At 60.0% G+C, this 23,818-nt stretch carries 23 protein-coding genes and 1 tRNA gene; 11 read left to right on the top strand and 13 right to left on the bottom strand.

Features of this window, described 5'->3' with window-relative positions; translation table 11 throughout:
* The first annotated feature begins 22 nt into the window (after nucleotides 1-22).
* Nucleotides 23-649 carry a ribonuclease D gene (locus JZX87_RS06620; RefSeq protein ID WP_183824170.1) on the top strand — a complete coding sequence of 209 codons (627 nt, stop codon included), beginning with the start codon at nucleotides 23-25 and terminating at the stop codon, nucleotides 647-649.
* A gap of 206 nt (nucleotides 650-855) precedes the next feature.
* A complete protein-coding gene (locus JZX87_RS06615) occupies nucleotides 856-2,592 on the top strand; it encodes a hypothetical protein (protein WP_206824732.1) in 1,737 nt (578 codons plus the stop codon).
* 101 nt (nucleotides 2,593-2,693) lie between these two features.
* On the opposite strand, the gene rpsA is transcribed toward JZX87_RS06615, so the two are convergent.
* The 3 genes from rpsA to aroA all read right to left on the bottom strand — a co-directional run bounded on the left by rpsA (nucleotide 2,694) and on the right by aroA (nucleotide 6,574).
* Entirely contained in the window at nucleotides 2,694-4,400 is a 1,707-nt protein-coding gene (gene rpsA / locus JZX87_RS06610; protein ID WP_148146224.1) for a 30S ribosomal protein S1, read from the bottom strand.
* Nucleotides 4,401-4,574: 174 nt separating this feature from the next.
* Entirely contained in the window at nucleotides 4,575-5,210 is a 636-nt protein-coding gene (gene cmk / locus JZX87_RS06605; protein WP_206824729.1) for a (d)CMP kinase, read from the bottom strand.
* Nucleotides 5,210-6,574, bottom strand: a complete 1,365-nt coding sequence (aroA, locus tag JZX87_RS06600; protein WP_206824728.1) for a 3-phosphoshikimate 1-carboxyvinyltransferase — start codon at nucleotides 6,572-6,574, stop codon at nucleotides 5,210-5,212. The genes cmk and aroA overlap by 1 nt, the downstream gene beginning before the upstream one ends.
* A 228-nt stretch (nucleotides 6,575-6,802) precedes the next feature.
* On the opposite strand from aroA, the gene JZX87_RS06595 reads away from it, so the two are divergent.
* Nucleotides 6,803-7,195, top strand: coding sequence for a TIGR02300 family protein (locus JZX87_RS06595; RefSeq protein WP_148146227.1), 393 nt, complete (start codon nucleotides 6,803-6,805; stop codon nucleotides 7,193-7,195).
* A gap of 153 nt (nucleotides 7,196-7,348) precedes the next feature.
* Nucleotides 7,349-7,424: transfer RNA gene (locus JZX87_RS06590), tRNA-Ala, on the top strand.
* Nucleotides 7,425-7,451: 27 nt separating this feature from the next.
* Here JZX87_RS06590 and JZX87_RS06585 read toward each other — a convergent pair.
* The 7 genes from JZX87_RS06585 to JZX87_RS06555 form a co-directional block, all read right to left on the bottom strand.
* The gene (locus tag JZX87_RS06585; protein ID WP_206824727.1) at nucleotides 7,452-7,709 is read right to left on the bottom strand and encodes a hypothetical protein; all 258 of its coding nucleotides are present in this window, start codon (nucleotides 7,707-7,709) and stop codon (nucleotides 7,452-7,454) included.
* Between the two features lie 103 nt (nucleotides 7,710-7,812).
* Nucleotides 7,813-8,814, bottom strand: coding sequence for an ABC transporter ATP-binding protein (locus tag JZX87_RS06580; protein WP_206824725.1), 1,002 nt, complete (start codon nucleotides 8,812-8,814; stop codon nucleotides 7,813-7,815).
* Between the two features lie 31 nt (nucleotides 8,815-8,845).
* A complete protein-coding gene (locus JZX87_RS06575; protein ID WP_206824723.1) occupies nucleotides 8,846-9,910 on the bottom strand; it encodes a Gfo/Idh/MocA family protein in 1,065 nt (354 codons plus the stop codon).
* Entirely contained in the window at nucleotides 9,907-10,746 is an 840-nt protein-coding gene (locus JZX87_RS06570; protein WP_206824721.1) for a carbohydrate ABC transporter permease, read from the bottom strand. Before JZX87_RS06570 ends, JZX87_RS06575 begins: the two co-directional genes overlap by 4 nt.
* A gap of 14 nt (nucleotides 10,747-10,760) precedes the next feature.
* Nucleotides 10,761-11,711: a carbohydrate ABC transporter permease gene (locus JZX87_RS06565; protein ID WP_206824719.1), complete on the bottom strand. Its 951-nt coding sequence runs from the start codon at nucleotides 11,709-11,711 to the stop codon at nucleotides 10,761-10,763.
* 213 nt (nucleotides 11,712-11,924) lie between these two features.
* Nucleotides 11,925-13,181, bottom strand: coding sequence for an ABC transporter substrate-binding protein (locus JZX87_RS06560; RefSeq protein WP_206824717.1), 1,257 nt, complete (start codon nucleotides 13,179-13,181; stop codon nucleotides 11,925-11,927).
* Nucleotides 13,182-13,198: 17 nt separating this feature from the next.
* Entirely contained in the window at nucleotides 13,199-14,122 is a 924-nt protein-coding gene (locus JZX87_RS06555) for an N-acetylmuramic acid 6-phosphate etherase (protein WP_206824715.1), read from the bottom strand.
* A gap of 206 nt (nucleotides 14,123-14,328) precedes the next feature.
* Between JZX87_RS06555 and JZX87_RS06550 the strand changes: the two genes are divergently transcribed.
* The 4 genes from JZX87_RS06550 to nagA are packed head-to-tail and all read left to right on the top strand — an operon-like array spanning nucleotide 14,329 to nucleotide 18,172.
* A complete protein-coding gene (locus JZX87_RS06550; protein ID WP_206824713.1) occupies nucleotides 14,329-15,216 on the top strand; it encodes a glucosamine kinase nucleotide-binding domain-containing protein in 888 nt (295 codons plus the stop codon).
* Nucleotides 15,213-15,977: a GntR family transcriptional regulator gene (locus JZX87_RS06545; protein ID WP_148146236.1), complete on the top strand. Its 765-nt coding sequence runs from the start codon at nucleotides 15,213-15,215 to the stop codon at nucleotides 15,975-15,977. Before JZX87_RS06550 ends, JZX87_RS06545 begins: the two co-directional genes overlap by 4 nt.
* Nucleotides 15,978-15,995: 18 nt before the next feature.
* Nucleotides 15,996-17,018 carry an SIS domain-containing protein gene (locus JZX87_RS06540; RefSeq protein WP_206824711.1) on the top strand — a complete coding sequence of 341 codons (1,023 nt, stop codon included), beginning with the start codon at nucleotides 15,996-15,998 and terminating at the stop codon, nucleotides 17,016-17,018.
* Nucleotides 17,015-18,172 (top strand): N-acetylglucosamine-6-phosphate deacetylase, encoded by a 1,158-nt coding sequence (gene nagA, locus JZX87_RS06535; RefSeq protein WP_206824710.1) that lies wholly within the window; start codon nucleotides 17,015-17,017, stop codon nucleotides 18,170-18,172. Before JZX87_RS06540 ends, nagA begins: the two co-directional genes overlap by 4 nt.
* Nucleotides 18,173-18,257: 85 nt before the next feature.
* Here nagA and JZX87_RS06530 read toward each other — a convergent pair whose 3' ends face one another.
* The 3 genes from JZX87_RS06530 to JZX87_RS06520 form a co-directional block, all read right to left on the bottom strand.
* Nucleotides 18,258-19,652 (bottom strand): sensor histidine kinase, encoded by a 1,395-nt coding sequence (locus JZX87_RS06530; RefSeq protein WP_206824704.1) that lies wholly within the window; start codon nucleotides 19,650-19,652, stop codon nucleotides 18,258-18,260.
* A complete protein-coding gene (locus tag JZX87_RS06525) occupies nucleotides 19,649-20,326 on the bottom strand; it encodes a response regulator (RefSeq protein WP_206824703.1) in 678 nt (225 codons plus the stop codon). The genes JZX87_RS06530 and JZX87_RS06525 overlap by 4 nt, the downstream gene beginning before the upstream one ends.
* A gap of 72 nt (nucleotides 20,327-20,398) precedes the next feature.
* Nucleotides 20,399-20,905: a DUF1993 domain-containing protein gene (locus tag JZX87_RS06520; RefSeq protein WP_206824702.1), complete on the bottom strand. Its 507-nt coding sequence runs from the start codon at nucleotides 20,903-20,905 to the stop codon at nucleotides 20,399-20,401.
* A gap of 156 nt (nucleotides 20,906-21,061) precedes the next feature.
* On the opposite strand from JZX87_RS06520, the gene JZX87_RS06515 reads away from it, so the two are divergent.
* The 3 genes from JZX87_RS06515 (at nucleotide 21,062) to JZX87_RS06505 (ending at nucleotide 23,808) form a co-directional block, all read left to right on the top strand.
* Nucleotides 21,062-22,147 (top strand): ABC transporter substrate-binding protein, encoded by a 1,086-nt coding sequence (locus JZX87_RS06515; RefSeq protein WP_206824701.1) that lies wholly within the window; start codon nucleotides 21,062-21,064, stop codon nucleotides 22,145-22,147.
* Between the two features lie 228 nt (nucleotides 22,148-22,375).
* A complete protein-coding gene (locus tag JZX87_RS06510) occupies nucleotides 22,376-23,320 on the top strand; it encodes a Bug family tripartite tricarboxylate transporter substrate binding protein (protein ID WP_206824700.1) in 945 nt (314 codons plus the stop codon).
* On the top strand, nucleotides 23,317-23,808 hold the full coding sequence (locus JZX87_RS06505; RefSeq protein WP_206824697.1) for a tripartite tricarboxylate transporter TctB family protein: 492 nt from the start codon (nucleotides 23,317-23,319) through the stop codon (nucleotides 23,806-23,808). The genes JZX87_RS06510 and JZX87_RS06505 overlap by 4 nt, the downstream gene beginning before the upstream one ends.
* Nucleotides 23,809-23,818: the final 10 nt, after the last annotated feature.

Raw genomic sequence — 23,818 nt, 5'->3', positions numbered from 1 at the left:
TTCAAATGCTTGGAAAGGCGGGATTATGGCTGAAATTCGCTATCACGAGGGAGATCTTCCGGCGGCGGCAGCGGCCCACTATACGGGTGCGGTGGCAATCGATACCGAAACGCTTGGCCTTATCCCACGTCGTGATCGCCTATGTGTTGTGCAATTATCTCCCGGGGACGGCACGGCCGACGTCATTCGCATTGCAGCAGGACAGAATCAGGCGCCCAACCTCGTCGCGCTTCTGGCTGATTCGTCGCGGCAGAAGATCTTTCACTACGGCCGATTCGATATCGCCGTGCTTTTCCATACGTTCGGGGTATTGGCCACGCCGGTCTTCTGCACCAAGATCGCTTCACGCCTGACCCGAACCTATACCGATCGTCACGGGCTAAAGGACAATCTGCGGGAACTGGTCGAGGTCGACATTTCCAAGGCCCAGCAGCAGACTGATTGGGCGGCCGAAACGTTATCACAGGCGCAACTCGAATATGCGGCCTCGGACGTGCTTTATCTGCATGCCTTGCGCGACAAGCTGACCATGCGGCTGATCCGCGACAACCGCACGGATCTTGCCGCCGCCTGCTTCGAGTTCCTGCCGACACGCGCAAGGCTTGATCTCCTTGGCTGGGAAGAGACCGATATTTTCGCGCATAGCTGAGCCATGCCGCCTGTTCCCGCAGGCGGCGCTCTCAGTTTGCCGGGCTCCCGACGCGAATTCGATGATAATTAGCCGACCGTTAACCATTTTCGTTTAACGTCTGTCAATCGGCATCATCCCGCCATGAGGCGTAGCGACAGCCGTCGCACCATTACCCAAACACGGCCGAACTGTTCCACCGTCGCAGATAACAGATGGAGCATGCGATGCTGCCACCCGTTCGTGCCGCGTTGAGTTCGACTGCAGATTACCATAACCAGACGCAGGCTGCAGTCACTCCTGCGCGTGTGACCTCATCACTGACGACCGCACAGTCGCAGTCAGGAAGCAACGCTACTCTTTCAGGCGCACGGCTCGATGCCGCCTCCCTGTCGGCTCAACTCAAGCTGGCGCAGGGGTCCTCCATCCTTGCCGAGACGATCGGCAAGCTGTTGAAGACACCGCGGCGAGAAAACGAGACGCTGATCGACTATACGGCACGCCTTTTCGAAGCCGTTCAGGCGCTGAAGCCGCAAGAGGTCGCCAATGTTGAGCGGCTGCTCAACCAGATCGTCAAGGGCATTTCTCTGCGGTTGATGGCTGAGATCCTAAAAGAACCTTCAGGCCCGGCAGCCGCCCGGCTTGCGGCCCATATCGAGACCGCGAACATTGCCCAGCGCGATCTCGCGGCCAAGACGGTCGTCAGTTTCTATCGGCAGAATGCAAGTGCTGACTCACCGCCGGCGGGCAATGGTCCGCGTCTGCAGCAAGGTGCGAGCCCTGCGACTGCACAGATCGGCCAGATAGGTCCATCACAAACAACTTCGAACGACGACCATATTGCCTCGCTTCGCCAGCCGACCGGGAACGCAGCCTCGCCGAAGCTTGGCGAAGGTCAGAATCAGCGTTCACCAGCCCCGGCCACCGCATCACCTGAACTCAAGCCGCAACAGGCGGAGCAGGCGTCAAAGCCTGCAGGCTCACTGACCGGCCCCGCCAATACAGCGGCGTCGCAAGCCCCAACAAGTCGTCCAGTTACCCCGACAAGTGAAGCAGTTGCTGCAGCAAAGCCGACAATGTCTATGACTGCCTTGAAGGATGGATTCCAGGCGAATGCGGTGCGACCCGAAATCAATCCCGGCAGAGTCAGCACACCAGCGGCGGTAATCAGCAATCAGTTGCAAATCTCGGTAGCCCAGGTCGCCCAGCAGGCAGAGGCAGCCGAGCCCGAAGAAATGCAGGCTCTGGCGCGCACCGCGGTGGAAATGTTCAAGCTGGACATACCGGTGCCCGCGCGTCTCTGGTCGGCGCTTTCCGATCAAACGTTGCTGAAACTGGCAAACTGGCTGGCAACGGTCCTGTCCGAACTCGATCTGCCGGAAAGCAAGCATCTGCCGATGTCCTCGCCTGCGGTCCAAGCTACAGCGGATGACGGGCTTGGCGACCAACAGCGTGCGACCGGCAACGTACCTTCCGCAAGCGCATCTCATGGCGGACAGGCGGCGGCGTCACCGCAAACCGCCAATGGCGCCATGCCGGATGCCGCCCGTGCCGCGGCTGCGGCGGCGAGAGCAGATGCGCCGGAACAGAATATGGCCGCGCTGGCGGTTGCTGCGAACACCGTGCCGACCCAAGCACGCGAAGCTCTTCCCTGGCCCTATGTCGCAGCCTATCCACCTGCCGATGAAGAACCGAGACATAAAGAGCGGCAGGCCGAACAGATCGAGGCGCTGGAAGACGAAGAGCAGGACGAATCATCACAGCAGCACACTTTTGGCGACGAGCATGAGCCGGAAGGTGAGGAGCCGCAGGACAACGATGCGGAAGGCGAGGAAATCGTCAGCGATACGATGACCAGAGCGGAGAGGGCGGCCGGATATAGGGCCGGCGAGGTCAGGCTGGAAGCGGACGCGCCCGAGGTGCAACCGAGCGATCTATACTGGCGGATGGCCGGCTGGACGTAATCCGGAAATCTGCCGAGCACGTGTTCGGCTTCTGCAAGTGACCATGAAAAAGCCGCCGGACCTTTCGATCCGGCGGCTTCTTATTCTTCAGGAAACAACGATTATTCGTTGCCGCCACGGTTCTTCAGGGCTGCGCCCAGAATGTCGCCGAGCGAAGCGCCCGAGTCGGACGAACCGAACTGTGCAACTGCTTCCTTCTCTTCGGCGATTTCGAGCGCCTTGATGGAAAGCATGACCTTGCGGTCCTTCTTGGAGAAGTTGACGACGCGGGCGTCGACAACCTGGCCAACCGAGAAACGCTCCGGACGCTGGTCGTCGCGGTCGCGAGCGAGGTCAGCGCGGCGGATGAAGGCTACGAGGTCTTCGTGGGCAACGAGCTTCACTTCGATGCCACCGTCGTTAACGGCGATGATTTCAGCCGAAACGACAGCGTTCTTGCGCAGGTCGCCGGAAGCGGCTGCGTCACCAACGGCATCCTTGCCGAGCTGCTTGATGCCGAGCGAGATACGCTCCTTCTCGACGTCAACATCGAGAACGACAGCCTTGACGACGTCGCCCTTGTTGAACTCTTCGATGACCTGTTCGCCCGGACGGTTCCAATCCAGATCGGAAAGGTGAACCATGCCGTCAACGTCGCCTTCGAGTCCGATGAACAGGCCGAATTCGGTCTTGTTCTTGACTTCGCCTTCGACTTCAGTGCCGGCCGGATGCGAGTAAGCGAATGCCTGCCACGGGTTTTCCAGCGTCTGCTTGAGGCCGAGCGAAATACGGCGCTTGGACGGGTCGACTTCGAGAACGACAACGTCGACTTCCTGGCTCGTGGACAAGATCTTGCCGGGATGTACGTTCTTCTTGGTCCAGGACATTTCGGAGATGTGGATCAGGCCTTCGATGCCCGGCTCCAGCTCTACGAATGCACCGTAGTCGGTGATGTTCGTGACGGTACCGGAGATCTTCTTGCCGATCGGGTACTTGGCCGCGATGCCATCCCACGGATCCGACTCGAGCTGCTTCATGCCGAGCGAGATGCGGTGGGTTTCCTGATTGATGCGGATGATCTGAACCTTGACCGACTGGCCAATGGACAGGATTTCCGACGGATGGTTCACACGGCGCCATGCCATGTCGGTGACGTGCAGCAGGCCGTCAATGCCGCCGAGGTCAACGAACGCACCGTAATCGGTGATGTTCTTGACGACGCCGTCAACAACCTGGCCTTCTTCGAGGTTCTGAACGATTTCAGAACGCTGCTCGGCACGCGACTCTTCAAGAACCGTACGGCGCGAAACAACGATGTTACCGCGACGCTTGTCCATCTTGAGGATTTCGAAGGGCTGCGGGTTGTGCATGAGCGGGGTAACGTCGCGGATCGGACGGATGTCGACCTGCGAACGCGGAAGGAAGGCAACGGCGCCGTCGAGATCGACGGTGAAGCCACCCTTGACCTGGTTGAAGATAACGCCTTCAACGCGCTCGCCAGCTTCGAACTTGGCTTCGAGCTTGACCCAGCTCTCTTCGCGGCGAGCCTTTTCGCGCGACAGAACGGCTTCGCCGAGAGCGTTTTCGATGCGCTCGACATAGACTTCGACTTCGTCGCCGACCTTCAGCGAACCGTCTTTGCCCTTGGCGCCGAATTCCTTAAGCGCGATGCGACCTTCGACCTTGAGGCCGACGTCGACAACTGCCATGTCCTTTTCGATTGCCGTTACCAGACCTTTGGTAACGTAGCCTTCGGCCAGATCGTTGGATGCGAAGGATTCCTCGAGAAGAGCTGCAAAGTCTTCGCGCGTGGGGTTAGTTACTGCCATGAAATCTCCTGATCGTGTCCTAATTCAAGGACACGCATGCGCCGGTGGTTCGTGTTAAACACGCCCGAAATCCAGGCCCGCCTCTCTCAATCGGTCATACCGTGGGAGGCTATCCGGCGCTGGGACTGAACTGCGGGATCTCTGCGAACGAAAAGCCGGCTTCCCGGCAACTCGTCAATTCTTGATCAGAGCTTCGTCGATCAACGACTTTGCGGCCTGAAACGCGGCCTCTATACTCATTTTGGACGTATCAAGCAAGTGCGCGTCTTGCGCCGGCTTCAACGGGCTGTCGGCGCGGCCCATGTCGCGCTCGTCGCGCTTCGTCACGTCCGCGAAGATATCATCATACTCCGCCTCGCCGCCTTTGGCGATAATCTCGTCATAACGGCGTCTTGCACGCACATCGGCTGATGCCGTGATATAGAGTTTTACCGGCGCATCGGGGCAGACGACGGTGCCGATATCGCGGCCATCGAGCACCGTTCCCGGGGCTCTTGTCGAAAAAGCCTTCTGGGCTTCGACCAACGCGCGGCGCACTTTCGGCATCACGGCAATTTTCGACGCCGCTTCGCCGATGGCGTGGGCCGACAGGGTGTCGCGATCGAGGCCAGCGAGTTCCACTTCGCGCGCCATTTTTTCTGCGACAGTCTCGTCATCGAGCGGCAAGCCGGCATCGAGAAGCGCTTTTGCCGTGGCGCGGTAGGTCAGGCCGGTATCGAGATGGTGGAAACCATAGGTCTCGGCAATCTGGCGCGACAGCGTACCCTTGCCTGCTGCCGCCGGCCCATCGATGGCGATGACGACGCCCATCAGGCTTCGCCTTCCACCTGTTCGATCTTCGCGCCAAGACCGGTCATCAGATTCATGAATTCCGGAAAACTGGTGGCGATGATCGAGGCGTCATCAACGGTCACGGCATGTTCGGACGCAAGGCCAAGCACGAGGAAGCTCATGGCGATGCGATGGTCGAGATGGGTGACGACGGCCTTGCCTGACGCATTGCCATAACCCTTGCCGCCCGGACGGCCGCGAACGACGAGCGTTTCCTTGCCTTCATCGCAATCGACGCCATTCAACTTCAAACCTTCGGCGACGGCCGAGAGACGATCGGATTCCTTGACCCGCAATTCTTCGAGGCCAAGCATGGTGGTCGTGCCGGATGCGTAAGCGGCAGCAACAGCCAGAACCGGATATTCGTCGATCATCGACGGCGCGCGATCGGCCGGGACTGTAACGCCCTTCAGGTGGGAATATCTTACCCGCAGATCGGCGACATCTTCACCTCCGGCGAGCCGTGCGTTCTGCACTTCGATATCGGCGCCCATTTCCTGCAGCGTCATAATAAGACCTGTACGCGTCGGGTTCATCAGGACGTTGAGAATGGTGACGTCGGAGCCCGGCGTCAGGAGTGCTGCGACGAGGGGGAAGGCTGTCGAGGACGGATCACCCGGTACGTCTATGACCTGGCCCTTAAGCTGGCCCTGGCCGACGAGACGAATGGTGCGTACGCCCTCCGCATCGGTCTCGACCGAAAGGTCGGCGCCAAAACCCTGCAGCATCTTTTCGGTATGGTCGCGGGTCATGACCGGTTCGATGACAGTAGTAATGCCCGGTGTGTTGAGGCCGGCGAGAAGCACTGCCGACTTCACCTGCGCAGAGGCCATCGGCACGCGGTAGGTGATCGGGTTCGGGGTCTTCGGGCCATGCAGCGTTACCGGCAGGCGGTCGCCTTCGGTCGAAGAGACCTGCACGCCCATTTCGCGCAGCGGATTGAGCACGCGGCCCATCGGGCGTTTGGAAAGCGATGCATCGCCGATGAAGGTGGAGGCGAAGTCATAGACGCCAACCAGACCCATGGTGAGACGGCAGCCGGTGCCGGCATTGCCGAAATCGAGAGGCGCTTCAGGAGCCAGAAGCGCACCATTGCCGGTACCCTGGATGATCCACTCAGCACCGACCTTTTCGATCTGGGCGCCCATGGCGCGCATCGCTTTGCCGGTATTGATGACGTCTTCACCTTCCAGAAGGCCAGTGATGCGAGTTTCGCCCGAAGCGAGGCCGCCGAACATGAAGGAGCGGTGCGAGATCGATTTGTCGCCGGGAATCCGGATCGTACCTTTGAGAGCTTCCGAGCGAGCCGACTTTGCCGGCTTCAACGCGATACCATGCGACATTGAGTGTCCCTATTCCTCAAGCGTTTGCGAATTTTGCGCCGTCGTTATCATAAAGCGTTTTGGCGGTCATCCGCTTGTTGGCTCAAGGCGGCTAAGAAAGCCCGGAAAGTTTGGCTTTGACATGAAGTCCCGTTAGCCTTAAGGGGACCGGCTTAGATTTTTCACCCATTCATCCATCGCCGCACCCGCGGCGCGCCGATCTGATCGGCCGGCTCATGAGGCTTAACAGTGGCAAAAGCGGAACTCGGAACCAAACGTACCGACCCGGATACCGGAAAGAAGTTCTACGACCTGAACCGTGACCCGGTCGTCTCCCCCTATACGGGCAAGTCCTGGCCGCTGTCTTTCTTTGCTGAAAACAGCGCCGCCATCAAGATGGAAGAGGCAGCCGAAGACGAGGACGACATCAAGGAAGTCGACAGCGAGAGCCAGGAAGCCGAAGTCGTTTCGTTGGAAGACGCCGACGGCGACAACAGCGGCGACGATATCCCGGATATCGGCGATGACGATGACGTTGATATCGGCGACGACGAAGACGACACCTTCCTCGAGCAGGAAGATGAAGACGACGACGACATGACCGGCATCATCGGTGTCGGCGGCGACGACGACGAACAATAATTGACGCTAACGCCCGACAATTTCAGAAAAATTGTCGGGCGTTTGATTTTTCGGCTTGCACTTCCAAAAATCACGAAGTAATAAGCCGCCACTTCCGGAGCAAACAACGCTTCGAAGTTTCCCAGGACCGGAAAAATACCGGACCACCCTGATGGGGCTATAGCTCAGCTGGGAGAGCGCTTGCATGGCATGCAAGAGGTCAGCGGTTCGATCCCGCTTAGCTCCACCAAATCCTCCCGAACGATAAGTCTAGAATTCAGACATGCTTTAACGTATGCGCATGGGCCACGCTGGCACGGCCGGCTTTTCGCCTTGCAAGGGCAGGATTTCGAAGACGGGTCGATTCGGCCTGCAGATGTTGGCGAGTGTTCGCAGGCCGTTTAAGCGCGCGTTCGCTCAAGGCAAATTCATCGCGATAATCGTCCCAATATGCGATTGCTTTTTGGCGGATTACCAATGCGACCAGAGTGCCGAACAATCCGAAAGTGATGAGCAGTACAGATGCTGTTATCATGACCTTTCCTCTGCCTTATTAACGCAGAGGACGGCATAAGGTTCTCGATCGAGATCAAAGTCCAGGTCTCACAGATCGGTGATGTCCGTAACGAGCGCAGGTTTTACGCGATTGCCCGATCGTTTGCGTCAAACCGGTGCATTAAAGCCTTGTCCGGCGTGGCGAAGACAATATCGTCGGCACCATAGCGATGCTGACCGAACAGGCGCACGGTCACAAGGCCCGCCTGCTCCGTTTCGAGATAGAGGATGGTATCGGCGCCGAGATGTTCGGCATGAACGACCTTGCCCTTCCAATCGCCTGCATCGCGCGACAGGGCGATATGTTCCGGCCGGATGCCGATCGTCTTGCAGCCACTTTCCTCGAGCTTTTCCGCAGGGATGAAATTCATCTGCGGCGAACCGATAAAACCGGCGACGAAGATGTTGGCCGGCCGGTTGTATAGTTCCATAGGCGAACCGACCTGCTCGATCGCACCGGCGTTCAGGACCACGATCTTATCGGCCAGCGTCATCGCCTCGACCTGGTCATGGGTGACATAGATCATCGTTGCCTTGAGGCGTCGGTGAAGGCGGGCAATCTCAAGCCGCGTCTGGACGCGCAATGCCGCATCGAGGTTCGACAAAGGCTCGTCGAAGAGAAACAGGCTCGGTTCGCGCACGATGGCGCGGCCGATCGCCACGCGCTGGCGCTGACCGCCGGAAAGCTCTGCCGGGCGACGGGCGAGATACGGGTCAAGCGACAGCATCGAAGAGGCCTTCGTCACACGCTCCTCGATCTCCGCCTTCGGTGTGCCGGCCTGCTTCAGGCCAAGCCCCATATTGTCCTTTACCGTCAGGTGCGGATAAAGCGCATAGGACTGGAAAACCATGGCGATACCGCGCTTGGCCGGTGGCACGGTCGCCACTTCCTGACCGTCGATACGGATAGAACCGGAGGACGCGTCTTCAAGGCCTGCGATGACCCTCAAAAGCGTGGACTTGCCGCAACCCGACGGGCCTACGAAGATGACGAATTCGCCATCCTTGACGTCGAGATCAATGCCCTTCAGCACCTCGTGGTCACCGAAAGCCTTGCGGATGGATGTCAGTTGCAGCGAACCCAAGAGCGTCTTCCTTTAAAATTCCGTACCGGCGTCAAAGATGGACAGGCTTGCCCGTGCGAGCGCTTTCGTCCGCCGCAAGGCAGATCCTCAGCGATTGCACCGCATCGTCCATGTGCCGGGTGAGATCTATATCTTCGTGGATGGCCCGCAGCATGTAGGCCTGTTCCAGATTGCAGAGTTCCTGATGGCCCGGCTCACCGGCCATTTTCATATCCTTGTCGGGCGACAAGAACTTTCCGTCTGGACCCGTTTCGGCGCTGTGAAAGCGGATGACCGAAGTTTTGGTATGCGTGTCGATATCGTCCGACTTTGCATTCGGGTCCATGACGATAGACACCGAGCCCTTTGGCGACATGACATCCTTCACGAAGAAGGCGGTTTCCGAGATCATCGGTCCCCAGCCGGCCTCGTACCAGCCGACGGATTTATCGTCGAAGATCACCTGCAGATGGCCGTAATTATACATGTCCGGCGCGATCTCGTCGGAGAGGCGCAGGCCCATGCCACGCACTTCGACGGGTTTCGCATCGGTGATCTGGCACATGACATCGACATAATGCACGCCGCAATCGACGATCGGCGGCGTCGTGTTCATCAGCGCCTTATGCACGTCCCAGGTCGGGCCAGAGGACTGCTGGTTGAGATTCATGCGGAAGACATAGGGCGGGCCGAGCTTTCGCGCTTCTTCGATCAGCCGGATCCAGGACGGGTGGTGGCGAAGAATGTAGCCGATGACCAGCTTTTTGCCAGAAGCCTTCGCGGCTGCCACGACGCGTTCGGCATCTGCAACCGTGGTCGCCAGAGGCTTTTCGACAAAGACGTGGCAGCCGGTCTCAAAAGCGGCAACTGCATAATCCGCATGGCTGTCGGAATAGGTGCATATCGCGCAGAGATCGGGTTTCAGCTCCTCAAGCGCGGTCAGGAAATCCGGATGGATCTTGTAGCCTTCGAGCGCCGGATCGAGCTTCGGCGTCGAGCGATTGACCAGCCCGACAATCTCGAAGCCGGGATCGTTGTGATAGGCGAGCGCATGACTGCGCCCCATATTGCCAAGGCCGGCAACGAGGACACGGATGGGCTTTGCAATATAACTCATTTGACAGCTCCCGAGGTGATGCCGCGGATCAGCTGGCGTGAGAAGATGACGTAGAGAACCAGAACCGGAAGGATGGCGAGCGACAGGGCAGAAAGCACTGCATTCCAGTTGGTGACGAACTGGCCGATGAACATCTGTGCGCCCAAGGTCACCGTCTTGGTCTCCTCGCCCGGTGCCAGGATCAGCGGGAACCAGAGGTCGTTCCAGATCGGGATCATGGTGAAGACGGCAACCGTCGCCATCGCAGGCCGCACCAGCGGCAGGACGAGACGGAAGAAGATCGCGTATTCGGACAGCCCGTCGATGCGCCCGGCATTCTTCAGGTCGTCGGAAACGGTGCGCATGAATTCCGACAGGATGAAGATGGCGAGCGGCAGCCCTTGCGCCGTATAGACCAGAACCAGCGCCGTCAGCGTATTGACGAGACCGGCCGCGACCATGCCCTGCAGGATGGCGACGGTGCCAAGCCGGATCGGGATCATGATTCCGAGCGCCAGATAGAGGCCCATCAGCAGGTTGCCGCGAAAGCGATATTCCGACAGCGCGAAGGCGGCCATGGCGCCAAACAGCAAAACGAACGCGATCGAGACGACGGTGACGATCAGGCTGTTCTGAAAATAACCGATGAAATCGCCCTGTTTCAGGACAGTCTCGTACCCGACGAGGCTGAAGGTCGAGGGCGTCGGGATCGCCATTGGCTCGCGGAAGATGGCGTTGCGGCTCTTGAACGAATTGATCAGCGTGAGGAATACCGGGAAAAGCGCGATCAGAGTGTAGCTTATCAGCGCGACATGGATCAGTCCGGTGCGCAAATATGAGGTGCGGGCTGTTGCCATCGTCTTTGACCTCCTCAGAACTGATAGCGACGCATGCGCCGCTGGATGACGAAGAGATAAAGCGAAACGCCGGCGAGGATGATCAGGAACATCACGGTAGCGATCGTCGCACCCATTGAGCGGTCGCCCATCTGGTTCTGGAAGCCGAAGAAGGTGCGATAGAGCAGCGTGCCCAAGATATCGGTCGAGCCATCCGGCCCGGCAAGCGCGCCCTGCACCGTATAGATCAGGTCGAAAGCATTGAAATTGCCGACGAAGGTTAGGATCGAGATGATGCCGATCGAGGGCAGGATCAGCGGCAGCTTGATTTTCCAGAACTGGCTCCAGCCAGTAATGCCGTCACATTCGGCAGCTTCCAGCACCTCGTCGGGAATGTTCAGCAGTGCCGCATAGATCAGCATCATCGGGATGCCGACATATTGCCAGACGGAAATCAGCGACACGGTGATCAGAGCGCTTTCCGGTTTGCCGAGCCAAGGGGCGAACATCCATTTCAGCCCGACCCAATCCATCATACCCGGCGCAATGCCCCAGATAGGCGAGAGGATCAGCTTCCAGATGAAGCCGACGATAACGAAGGAGAGAAGCGTGGGTACGAAAATGGCGGTGCGATAGAAGGTGGCGAAGCGCAGTTTCGACACCGAGAGCATGGCGGCAAGCGCGACGCCGATCGGGTTCTGCACCAGCATATGGATGACGAAGAAGATCAGGTTGTTGCCGAGGGCATTCCAGAAGTTGGCTGCAAGCCGTGCATCGGAAAACAGCGTGACGAAATTGGCGAGGCCGACAAACACGGTCTCGCCATCGACCAGATTATAGAGCGACAGCCGCAGCGTCTCGATCAGCGGCAATATCATGATCGCGGTATAGACAAGAAATGCCGGCGCCAGAAATACGAGAATGTGCCAGCGGGCGGGACGCTTGATCGGAGCGATCTCAGGATCGGCAGTGTCGATGTCGCTCATGGGTCGGTTCCGATTATTCGCTGTCAAGGTCGAGGATGTGACTGCCCCTCGTCGAGTTGCCGCCACCTTCTCCCCGCTCGCGGGGAGAAGGAGATATGCCGCGCCGTCTTGCCCAATCGCAACGTAGCGTGAGCCACGTCCCCTCGCCCCGTTTACGGGGAGAGGGTTAGGGTGAGGGGCCGCCTGTGCGACAGAAATAAGCTTCGTGGAAGCTTACTTCGCCGGCTTGTACCAGCTGTCCAGACCCTTCTGGGTCTCTGCCGCTGCCTGTTCCGGCGTCTGCGTACCGTTGATGACGTTTGCAGACACGCGCCACATTTCCAGATCGAGGTTCGGCTGGCCGCGGCCGACGATTGCCGCACTCGGGCGGATGGTCGGCTTGCAGTTCTGGCGCCAGGAGACGAATTCCTGCGCCAGCGGATCTTCCATCTTCACCGCCGTCGAATTCAGGCTGAAGAAGCCCGGCAGCGAGTTGGCGTAAAGCGTGGCGAATTCCGGCGATGCGACCCAGGCCAGGAATTTCTTCGCGGCTTCCGGGTTCTTGCCCTTGGCATTCAGGCCGATGCCGATGTCGTTATGGTCGGAAATGTAGCAGGTATCGCCGGCCTTCTTCACCGGCGGCGGGAAGGCGCCCATTTCGAAATCGGCCTGCGCCTTGAACGGCGCGATTTCCCAGGAACCTGCCGGATAGATGGCGGCGCGGCCCAATGTGAAGAGGTTCTGGCTGTCCGGATAGGTCTGGGCTTCGAAACCGTCGCCGAGATAGGGCTTCCACTTGGCGAGCGTCTTGTAGGGCTCGACCCAGTCAGCATCGGTCAGCTTCTGGGTGCCGGCGATCAGCGCCTTGCGGCCTTCCTCGCCCTTCCAGTCGTTCGGACCGATATTGTAATAGCCCATGGTGGCGGCTTCCCACTGGTCCTTGGTGCCCATGGCCAGAGGGATGTAATTGCCGTCCGCCTTAATCTTGTCCAGGAGCGCGAAGAACTCGTCCTCGGTCTTCGGCACTTCGACCTTCAGTTCCTCGAACGCCTTCTTGTTGTAGATGAAGCCGTGGATGACCGATGCCATCGGCACGCAGAAGGTCGTCTTGCCGTCGTCGGTGGTCCATGCGGACTTGGCCGTATCGGAAAAATTCTTGATGCCGTCGAGATCATTCAGCGGCGCGAGCTGGCCCTTCTGGAACATGGCCAGCGACAGGTCGAACGGGCGGCAGGTGATGAGATCACCGGCAGAGCCTGCTTCCAGTTTGGCGTTGACGGCGGAATTGTATTCGGTCGGCGCCATCGGTGCGAAGGTCACCTTGATGCCGGGGTTCTTCGCCTCGAAGGCCGGGATCAGCTTTTCCTGCCAGATCGACAGGTCGTCGTTACGCCAGCTTTCGATGGTCAGCGATGCATCCTGCGCCAGAACCGCGCCTGCCGGAGCAAACATGGTCGTGGCGAAAAGCATGCCTTTCAGTAGACGGGTCATGATGTTCTCCCTGTTTGTTAGCGCCTTGCGGCGCATTTCACGGTATTTTCCGTCACGTCCAGTTCCGCCAGTGCTTTCCTCAACACTTGTCCGGAACAATTCAGCAATTCTCTTGCAGCCGCCGCATCGGCAGCCCCGGCCGCCAGCAGCACGGCGACCTTTACCGAGCCATCGGCACGCGCAAAAAATTCTTGGGCCTCATCGAAGCCGATGCCGGCAATCTCGGTCACAATTACGGCAGCGCGGATGCGCAGTTTTTCGTTATCGGCTCGCAAATTGACCATATGGCCGTCATGCACATGGCCAAGCTTGATGGCCGCAAGCGTGGAGAGCATGTTGAAGGCCAGTTTCTGGGCTGTGCCGGCGCCCATGCGGGTCGAACCGGCCACCACTTCCGGCGGGGTTTCGAGCAAGACGGAGACACCCGCACCGTCGAACAGGCGCGCACCCGGATTATTGGCGATCGCCACGACCTTTGCGCCGCGGCTGAGGGCGATTTCGGCAACCTTCAAGACATAGGGGGTGGAGCCGCTGGCGGAAACGGCAAGCACGCAATCGCCTTGCCCGATAACCGCAGCATCCGTTTCGGCCAGAGCCATATCGTCTTCCGGAGCGCCCGGCATTTCACCGTGGCTCGATAGACCACCGGCCAGCAAAAGCACGATCTGCTCGCGGGGAATGCCATAGGTTCCCGGAAGCTCTAGCGCATCGGCCATCGCCATCAGGCCGGAACTGCCGGCGGCAGCATAAACGAGCTTTCCACCGGAACGCAGGGCATCCGCGACAAGATCAGCGGCTTCAGCCAAGGCCGGGATGGCCGCATCGACCGTCCGGGCCGCGTCCTGCTGGCCGGATGCCAGAAGCGCAAGAATGTCCTCAGGCGCTCGCGTATCGAGGCCTTCCGCATTCCCATGTCTGGCTTCGGTGGCTTTTTGGCTCATCCGTTTCTCCCTCTTATCAAAATGATGCCAAAAAAATACCAATTGTCCAGCGAGAAATTAATAATCGTTACCAGCGAAGGCTGCATCGGTCCGCACACTCGCTAAAACATCAAGGAAAACGGGCGATTATCGCCGATTTTCTCGTTCCTGCCATTTCGCCCTTGGTAAATGGTATTTTTTTGGTATCATCGATGCTGGAGGTTCCAATGACGGGCTACATTCTCGGGATAGATGGCGGCGGGACGAGCTGCCGGGCAGCACTGGCCGATCAGGCCGGAACCATGCTCGGCCGCGGCAAAAGCGGCGCGTCCAATATCCTGACCGACCCCGACACTGCACTCAGGCATATTGTCGAAGCAGCACGGCTCGCCTTCGAGGATGCCGGGCTGGCGCCAGACCTTGCCTCGGCATCGGCCATTCTCGGGCTTGCCGGCAACAATGTCGGTGATGCGGTCGGCTATGTCACGGCGCGGCTGCCCTTCATGGCGTCGCAGATCGTTTCCGATGGCGTGATCGCGCTGCAGGGGGCGATCGGCGACGAAGATGGTGCGATCGGCATCGTGGGAACAGGAACCGTCTATATCATTCGAGATCAGAGCCAGTTCAAATCCATAGCCGGCTGGGGTTTTCAGGTCAGCGATCTCGGTAGCGGCGCAAGGCTCGGCCAGCTGGCGCTGCAGGAAACGCTGCTCGCCTTCGACAAGATCCGGCCGGTGAGCCCTCTGACTCAAGCCATCCTTGAGGAATTCAACGGCAATCCCGAACTGATCGTCGATTTCGCGCGGCTGGCAAAACCGGGTGATTTCGGCCGCTATACGCCTAAAGTGTTCGAATTTGCGGGCCAGAACGATCAGACCGCGCTGCGAATTCTGAAAACCGGCGCAAGCGGCGTCGACGAAGCGCTCGATGCAGTCAGCGCCGTTACCGGAGCGAAGGGCAAGCTCTGCCTGCTCGGCGGCCTGGCACCGCTTTATCCGCCCTATCTTTCCGAACGGCACCGGACACGCCTTTCCGAACCGCGTGCCGATGCACTGACGGGTGCCGTCGAGCTGGCAGTGAAGGCTTATGCGGACAAGGCGGAGGTGCGCGCATGAGCGATACGCTGACCGCGATCCTGCCGCTCGACGGCCTGCAATCGGCAGGGTCGGGGCCGCTTTACCTGAAACTGCGCCAGAGCTTGGAAGAGGCCATTCTTTCCGGCAAGCTCGGCCATGGCGACGCCTTGCCGGCCGAGCGCGACCTTGCCGACTATGCCAATGTCAGCCGCGTCACTGTGCGCAAGGCGGTCGACGATCTCGTCAAGGACGGCTTGCTTACGCGCAAGCACGGGTCCGGCACGTTCGTGGTCAAGCCGCTGTCGCGGGTCGAGCAGCCGCTCACCAAGCTCACCTCGTTTACCGAGGACATGGCGCGGCGCGGCCTTGTTTCCCGCTCGGAATGGCTGGAGCGCGGGCTTTTTCATCCCTCGCCGGAAGAGATGATGATGCTGGGCCTCGCCCCCGGCACGATGGTCGCCCGGATCGGCCGCCTGCGTTTCGGCAACGACATGCCGCTCGCAATCGAGCGGGCCAGCATTTCCGCCGAATTCCTGCCCGATCCGGTTTCGCTCACGGGTTCGCTTTATGCCGAACTCGAGAAAAAGAATGCGCGACCGGTGCGCGCCATCCAGCGTATTTCCGCCACCAACATGAAAAAGACCGATGCCGGGCTTCTGGAAGTGCCGATCGACGCCGCCGGCCTTTCTATCGAGCGGGTTTCCTATCTGGCATCCGGCCGGGTGGTGGAACTGACGCGCTCGCTTTATCGCGGCGACGCCTATGATTTCGTGGCCGAGCTTTCGCTCGGAGAAAACTGACAAGTCGAGGATTGCAAGATGCTGACCCATATGCGCCAGGAGATCAACGAGATACCGGAAGCGGCGACCCGACTGCTCGACCGATCGGCTGCAGACCTTGCCAAGGCGGGTCGAGCGCTCCGCGACAAGGATCCGGCATTCCTCGTGACGATCGCCCGCGGCTCTTCCGATCACGCCGCAACCTTCATCAAATACGCGATCGAACTAACGGCCGGCCGGCCAGTCGCTTCGCTCGGACCATCGCTCGCCTCGATCTACGGCGCCGACCTCAAGCTTGGCGGCGGAGCGGCAATCGCCATCTCGCAGTCCGGCAAAAGCCCGGACATCGTCGCCATGGCTGAAGCGGCGACCAAGAGCGGTGCGGTGACCGTCGCGCTCACCAACACGCTTCCTTCGCCGATCACGCAAGCATCGCTTCATGCAGTCGATATCAACGCCGGCCCCGAACTTGCGGTCGCGGCAACAAAATCCTTTGTCAATTCCATCGTTGCCGGTCTTGCCCTTCTTTCGGAATGGACGGGCGACGATGCGCTCAAGGCCGCGGTTCGCGCTTTGCCGGACCATCTGGCAAAAGCCGTTACGCTCGACTGGAGCGAATTTTCCGGTCAACTTGGTGACGCGGAATCGCTCTACATGCTCGGCCGCGGCCCGGCGCTGGCGATTGCCAGCGAAGCAGCGCTGAAATTCAAGGAAACCTCCAACATGCATGCCGAGGCCTATTCGGCAGCCGAGGTGCTGCACGGCCCGGTGGCTTTGGTGGAAGACAGGTTTCCGGTGCTGGCCTTTGCCGCGCGCGATGCGGCCGAGGCTTCCATCGTCGAGATCGTCGACAGCCTTGCCGGCAAACGGGCTATGGCCTTCGCCACATCCGGCGAGGTGAAAGCCGCCAACAAGCTGCCTTTCATCGCGACCGGCCATCCGCTGACCGATGCGCTGGCGCTGATCGTACCGTTCTATGGTTTCGTCGAAGCATGGTCCCGGTCCAAGGGCTTTAATCCCGATCAGCCTACAGCTCTGAAGAAGGTCACGGAAACGCTATGACCCAGCAAAAGGCTCTCATCGGCAAGCGTGTATTCGACGGCTCGGGCTGGCATGAGGATGCCGCCGTTATTTTCGAAGGCGGAAAGATTACGGGCATTCTTCCGGTCGATCTGCTCTCTGCGGATATGGAGACGATCGAAGGCGGTGAGATCATCGCACCCGGTTTCATCGATCTACAGGTGAATGGCGGCGGCGGGGTGCTTCTCAATGAAGAGCCGACCGTCGAAGGCATCGCCACGATCTGCGCCGCACATGCAAAATTCGGCACGACGGCGCTTTTGCCGACTCTGATTACCGACACGTTCGAGATCACCAGCCGCACGGTCGCGGCCGGGATCGAGGCAAAGAAACAGGGTATTGCCGGTTTTCTCGGCCTGCATCTGGAAGGCCCTCATCTTTCGCTTGCCCGCAAGGGCGCGCATGATCCGGCGCTGATCCGGCCGATGGAGGAGCAGGACCTCGAATTGATCCTCTCCTGCGGTGAGGCGCTCGACGCGCTGATGGTGACGATCGCGCCGGAAAGCGTTTCTCCCGAACAGGTCAACACGCTCGCGCGCGCCGCCATCACCGTCAGCCTCGGCCATACGGAAGCCAGCTACGACACGGCTCGCCTCTATGCCACCGCCGGAGCGCGGACGGTTACCCATCTGTTCAACGCCATGAGCCCGCTCGGCCATCGCGAGCCGGGCATGGTCGGCGCGGCACTCGATACGAGAAACCTGCATGCCGGCCTGATCGCAGACGGCATCCATGTGCATCCGGCAGCGATGGCGGCAGCCCTGCGCGCCAAGAACGGACCGGGAAAGATCTTTCTCGTGACCGACGCCATGTCGCCGATCGGCACAGACATGACATCGTTTACGCTCAACGGCCGGGAAATCCTGCGCCATGACGGCCGTCTCACGCTTGCCGACGGCACGCTTGCCGGCGCCGATATCGACATGGCTGCCTGCGTGCGGCTGGTTCACGAAACGCTCGAGCTGCCGCTGGAGGAAGCGCTGCGAATGGCGTCGGCCTATCCGTCGGATGCCGTCCAGATTGCGGATAAAAAGGGGTCGCTCAAGCCCGGCTTCGATGCCGATTTTGTGGTGCTGGACGCAAGCCTTCACCCGCAGAGCACATGGATCGGCGGCGTCAGCGTTTATCAAGCATAGATTTGGGATTTACCCCTTACCCTAGCCCTCTCCCCCGTAAACGGGGAGAAGGTGGTGGCAGACGGATGAGGGGCTGGCGGCTTGCCTAGGCCGTCACCGAAAAAACAACGCGCACCTTCAGACCCTTGCCTCCAGCGCCATCTTCGAGGCTGAGGCTTGCACCATGCAGCCGCGCGATTTCCTCCACGATCGGAAGGCCCAACCCGGTTCCCGGTCGCCCCTGCCCGCTTACATCGCCGCGCTCGAAGCGCCTCAGCACAGTTTCGCGGCGATCAGGCGGGATGCCCGGCCCATTATCCTCAACCTCAACACATGCTCCGCCTTGCTGGCCAGCAACACGCACCGTCACCTCAGCACCTGCACCGGCATAAAGCAGCGCGTTGGAAACCAGGTTTTTCACCAGTTCGCCGATCAGGATGGGTTCGACGATGGCCGTCACCTCTCCCTCTCCTTCGAAACCGAGATCGATACCCGCTTCGGCTGCACGCGGCACATGCTCGGCGGTGACGGTACGGGCCAGATCCACGAGATCGACTTCGCGCATTGCGGTCGAACGGCTGGCGGCATCAATCCGCGCCATGAGGAGAAGCTGGGCCAATATACGCTCCGCATCGCCCACGGCTTCATCCGCCTTTTCCGCCGCCTGCTGAACCTCGCTCAGATCACCTGACCGCCTGGCAAGCGTCAGCTGGGTGCGGACGATCGCGAGAGGGGTGCGCAACTGATGCCCGGCATTACCGGTGAAATGGCGAAGCGCATCGAGCGCACCTTCGAGCCGCACCATGAAGGAATTGACCGTATCGACCAGGCCCTGAACCTCGTTCGGAACCCGTTCCGTAATCGGATGCAGGTCATCGGGACTGCGCTCGGAGAGCGCCTCGCTGAAACGGTAGAGCGGCCGAAGCGACAGCGTGACGGCAACCCAGACAATCGCCGCCGCCCCCAGGATCATGAAGAGGATACGCAGCGCGGACCGTAACAGAATCGCATGGGTCAGCTGCTGGCGGGCAATCGTCGTCTCGGCTACCGTCACGGTAAAGGGTACCGAATTGATGCCGGTAGAGGCTGAACGCGCCAGTGCCGCAACCCGGATCGGCTCGCCGCGAAAGACTGCATCACCAAAGGCCGCCGCCTGCCCTTCGCGTCGCTGGATCGACGGCAGGTTCTGGTAACCGGTGACGAACGTGCCAGGCGGTCCGTCGACCCGATAGAAAACACGGTCCTGCGCAGCGGATGTCAGCATTTCCAATGCGACATAGGGAATATCAACCTCCAGCGAGCCGTCTTCCGAAACGATCACCCGTTCGGCGATGGCAAGCGCCGATCCTGCCAGAACACGGTCCGAAACCTCGTTCGCGGTATCGATCGCCTCGTCCCAGGTGTCGATCATAGCGATCGCGCCGATTACGGCCGTGGAGACCAGAAGCCAGGCAAGCAGGCGACGGCGCAGGGAATAGGCGCTTAGGGCAGCGCCCGTCATGGCGCGGTCCTCGCGGCTTCGAGATAATAGCCAATGCCGCGGGCAGTTTTCACGGTCAGCCCATGCGGCAGCAGTCTTTTTCTTAGCCGGCTCACATATTGTTCGATGGCATTGGCCGACAGGTCGTCGTCGAAGCCGGTGAGCGAGGCGACGATCGCCTCCTTCGAGACGACTTTTCCCATTCTGAGGAACAGCAGTTCGAGCAGCGCGATCTCGCGGGCCGGAATGTCGAGCGGCGTGCCGCTGCACGAAAAGGTGCGAGATGTCAGATCGAAAGTGACGCCACCATGGCTGATAACCGAGCTGCGCAGGCCCGCCTGGCGGCGCAGCAGAACCCGGATACGCGCCTCGAATTCCGGCACATCGAAAGGCTTGATCATGTAGTCATCGGCACCGAGATCGAGCCCGCGTACCCGCTCTTCCGGCAGGCCTCGCGCCGTCAGAATCATCACCGCCGCGCGGTTCTGCCGGGCGCGCATGGCGCGCAGTACATCGAGACCATCCATTTCCGGAAGGTTGAGGTCGAGAATAACGAGATCATAGGCTTGAGCTGCGGCGGCGGCCTCTGCGGAGGTGCCGTCTGCGACGAAATCAACGACATAACCGCTACTGCGAAGAATGGCCTGAAGGCCCTCGGCCAGAGCCAGATTATCCTCGACCAGCAATATACGCACGAAATCCCTCCGCTTCAGCGCCGACTATAATCGGTGAAGCGGAGAGATGTCACGATGGCGAGGCGCTGATAGTCAGGGACGGCCGAGATAATCCATCTTGCCGACCGGCACGCCCTTGTGGCGCAGGATCGCGTAAGCGGTCGTGACGTGGAAATAGAAGTTCGGTAGCGCAAACCCGAGCACATAGCTCTTGCCGTTAAAAATGGTCTCGCCCGACCGGGTCTTCAGCACCACTTCGATATCCTCGCGATCCGCCATCGAGGCCGGCACGACATCTTTCAGGAAAGCAACGGTCTTTTCGATACGCGCGTGAAGATCAGCAAACGTCAATTCGTCATCGGAAAAAGGCACATTCTCGACGCCGCCGACACGAACCGGCACGAACTTGGCGCTGTCGCTTGCACGCTGGATCTGACCGGTCAGCGGCAGCATATCCTCGATCAGCCGAGCTTCGAGCAACTCCTTGTGGGCGATCCCCTTCTCGTCGGCAAAGGCCTCGCCCTTCTTGAGGATTTCGGTGAGATTGGCAAAGCCGCGCAGGAAGGCCGGCACGGAGACGTCGTAGAGCGAGAGAGACATTAGGAACCTCGTTGGGGGCAGAGAAAGAATTACCGGCATCAGGTAGGCAGTCGCAGCAGCCGAACAAGGATGCTCGAACAATGCGTTGCTCCTGTGGCCGGGCGGACACGCCCGTGGCAGCTTGCCGCAGGCTTCGGCCTCAGGCATTGTCAGTACATGACGCGCCTTACATTCCTTTGTCTCGGTCTCATCGGGCTCTGTCCTGCCTTTCTGGCTGGAACGAGCGCCGCGAATGTGCTGATGTTTCCGGCTCTCTCCGGCAAACAGAATGCGGCAGTGCTGACCGTCTATTCATCGCTGGACGAGGGGCTTGCAAAGCCGATGATCGCCGGTTTCCAGGCTGCCAATCCGGATGTCGCGGTCGCCTATGAGGACATGCTGACCGGCGAAATCTACGACCGGATCGTGCGCGAGACCGATGCGGGGAAAAAGACAGCCGACTTCGCCTTTTCCTCGGCCATGGACCTGCAGGTGAAACTCGCCAATGACGGCTATGCCCAGGCGAGCGACCTGCCGATGAGCGGGCGCTGGCCGCAATGGGCGAACTGGCGCAATACCGTCTATGCGCTCACCTTCGAACCGGCCGTCTTCGTTTATCACAAGCCGAGCTTCAAGAACGAGGCCCCACCCGCCAGCCGGGCTGAATTCATCGAATTCCTGCAGAAACACGGCGATTCGGTCCATGGTCGGATCGGCACCTATGACATAGAGCGCTCCGGCGTCGGTTTTCTCTTCATGTCACGCGACCAGGAACAGTTTGGCGATATCTGGTCCGTGGTGCGCGCCATGGGCGCGGCGGGAGTAAAGCTTTATTCGACCAGCGGCGCGATCCTCGAACGCGTGGCCGATGGCCGGTTTTTGCTCGGCTACAATATCGTCGGCTCCTATGCCGCCGACTGGGCCTCGCGTTACCCGAATGTCGGCATCGTCCTACCCAAGGATTATACTGTCGTCATGTCGCGCATCGGGCTCGTTCCGCAGGCTGCGGCCAATGCCGATCTCGGCAAGCGGTACCTGGAATTCTTCATGTCGAAAGAAGGGCAGACGATCATGGCTCGCGAGTTGCAGATCCCCGCCGTCAGCCCGGAAGTCGCCGGCAACAATACGGCGACGACGATGCGCGAAATGCTCGGCGGACAGTTGAAGCCGGTGCCTGTCAGCCTCGGTCTGATGGTCTATCTCGATCAGGTGAAGCGGGCGCGACTGATCTCGAAATGGAACGAGGAACTGCGACATCAATAGGACTTGAAAAAGCTGGCATCGTTACTTGGTTTTCTGCAAGAATGACTGTCGTCAAGCGATGTCAGGTAAATGTCAGGTTCTTGTGATCGCTTGAGCGCATGCGGCCTCCATGGAGGTGGGGCCGTCGATAACGGGAGGAGAATGGCGGGCGACATGTCGCTGCGCTCAAAACATCCTTCCGTTGCGTAAAAACACTTCGTCTCGCGGGACGACAACGGAGGACATACCTTGAAACATTTCTTGCTCGCTTCCTTCCTCGCAAGTGCAATCGCCCTTCCGGCGGTTGCCGCCGATTATTCGATCATGGCGCCGGCAGCACCGGGCGGCGGCTGGGACCAGACCGCGCGCACGATGCAGACCGTGCTGCAGCAGGAGAAGATCTCCAACCGCGTCCAGGTGATGAACGTTCCGGGCGCCGGCGGCACGATCGGCATCGCCCAGTTCGCCAGCCAGCAGAAGGGCAACCCGAATGCGCTTCTCGTCGGCGGTTACGTCATGGTCGGCGCGATCCTCACCAACAAGTCGCCCGTCACGCTAAAGGACGTCACCCCGATCGCGCGCCTGACCGGCGAATACGAAGTGATCGTCGTTCCGACCTCGTCCGACATCAAGTCGGTCGGCGATCTTGCTGCCAAGCTTAAGGCTGATCCGGGTTCTGTTTCCTGGGGTGGCGGCTCTGCCGGCGGTACCGATCACATCACCGCGGGCCTGATTGCCAAGGCAGCCGGTGTCGAGCCGACCAAGATCAACTACATCGCGTTTTCCGGCGGCGGCGAAGCGCTGGCCGCCATCCTCGGCAGCCAGGTAACTGCCGGCATCTCATCCTATGGCGAGTTCGAAAGCCAGATCAAGGCCGGCTCGCTGCGCCTGCTGGCAATCTCGTCTGCCGAAAAGATTCCAGGCATCGATGCACCGACGCTGAAGGAAAGCGGTCTCGATGTGGTTATCCAGAACTGGCGCATGGTCGCTGCTGCTCCAGGCATCACGGAAGAGCAGAAGAAGGCGATCGCCACCGATATCGAAAAGCTCGCCAAGTCCGGCAAGTGGCAGGAAAACCTGAAGACCAAGGGCTGGATGGATACCTATCTGTCGGGCGCTGCCTTCGACGAACAGCTTGCCAAGGACATCGCCTCCACGGAGACGATCCTGAAAGAAATCGGACTGGTTAAATGAGCCTCGACGCCAACAAAAGCTCGAGCGAGCGCCGCCCTGATTGGGCGGCGCTTGTCATCGCCGCCGTTCTCGCCATCGTTGCCGTCGTCATCTTCGTCGACGTATCCCGGCTGACTGCCACGACCGGCTATTCACCCATCGGCCCGGCCTCGGTTCCCTACTGGATCGGTTTCGGATTGATCGGCCTTGCCATCTGGACCGTGTTTGCGGCCTTTCGTCACGATTTTCCCGAGCGTGAGCGTCAGGAAATCAGCCCGGTTCTGTGGGTCGTCGGTGGTCTTCTCGCCCAGATGATCCTGATCCGCTTCGCTGGCTTTTCCATCGCCACCGGCCTTCTGTTCGGCCTTGCCGCCCGCGGTTTCGGCGCGCGCAAGCTGCATGTCAGCATTCCGATCGGCATCGTCATCTGTCTTGGCATCTGGTGGCTTTTCGCGGGCGTCTTGCAGCTCTCGCTTCCCGCCGGCCCGCTTGAAAACCTGCTCCAGTAACGGGGTCGGG

Origin of the sequence: Agrobacterium sp. Ap1 (genome assembly GCF_017313375.1) — a bacterium.
GTDB lineage: Bacteria > Pseudomonadota > Alphaproteobacteria > Rhizobiales > Rhizobiaceae > Neorhizobium > Neorhizobium cellulosilyticum.
The sequence above is the reverse complement of the archived record's forward strand: the minus strand, read 5'-3'. Positions and strand labels throughout refer to the sequence as shown.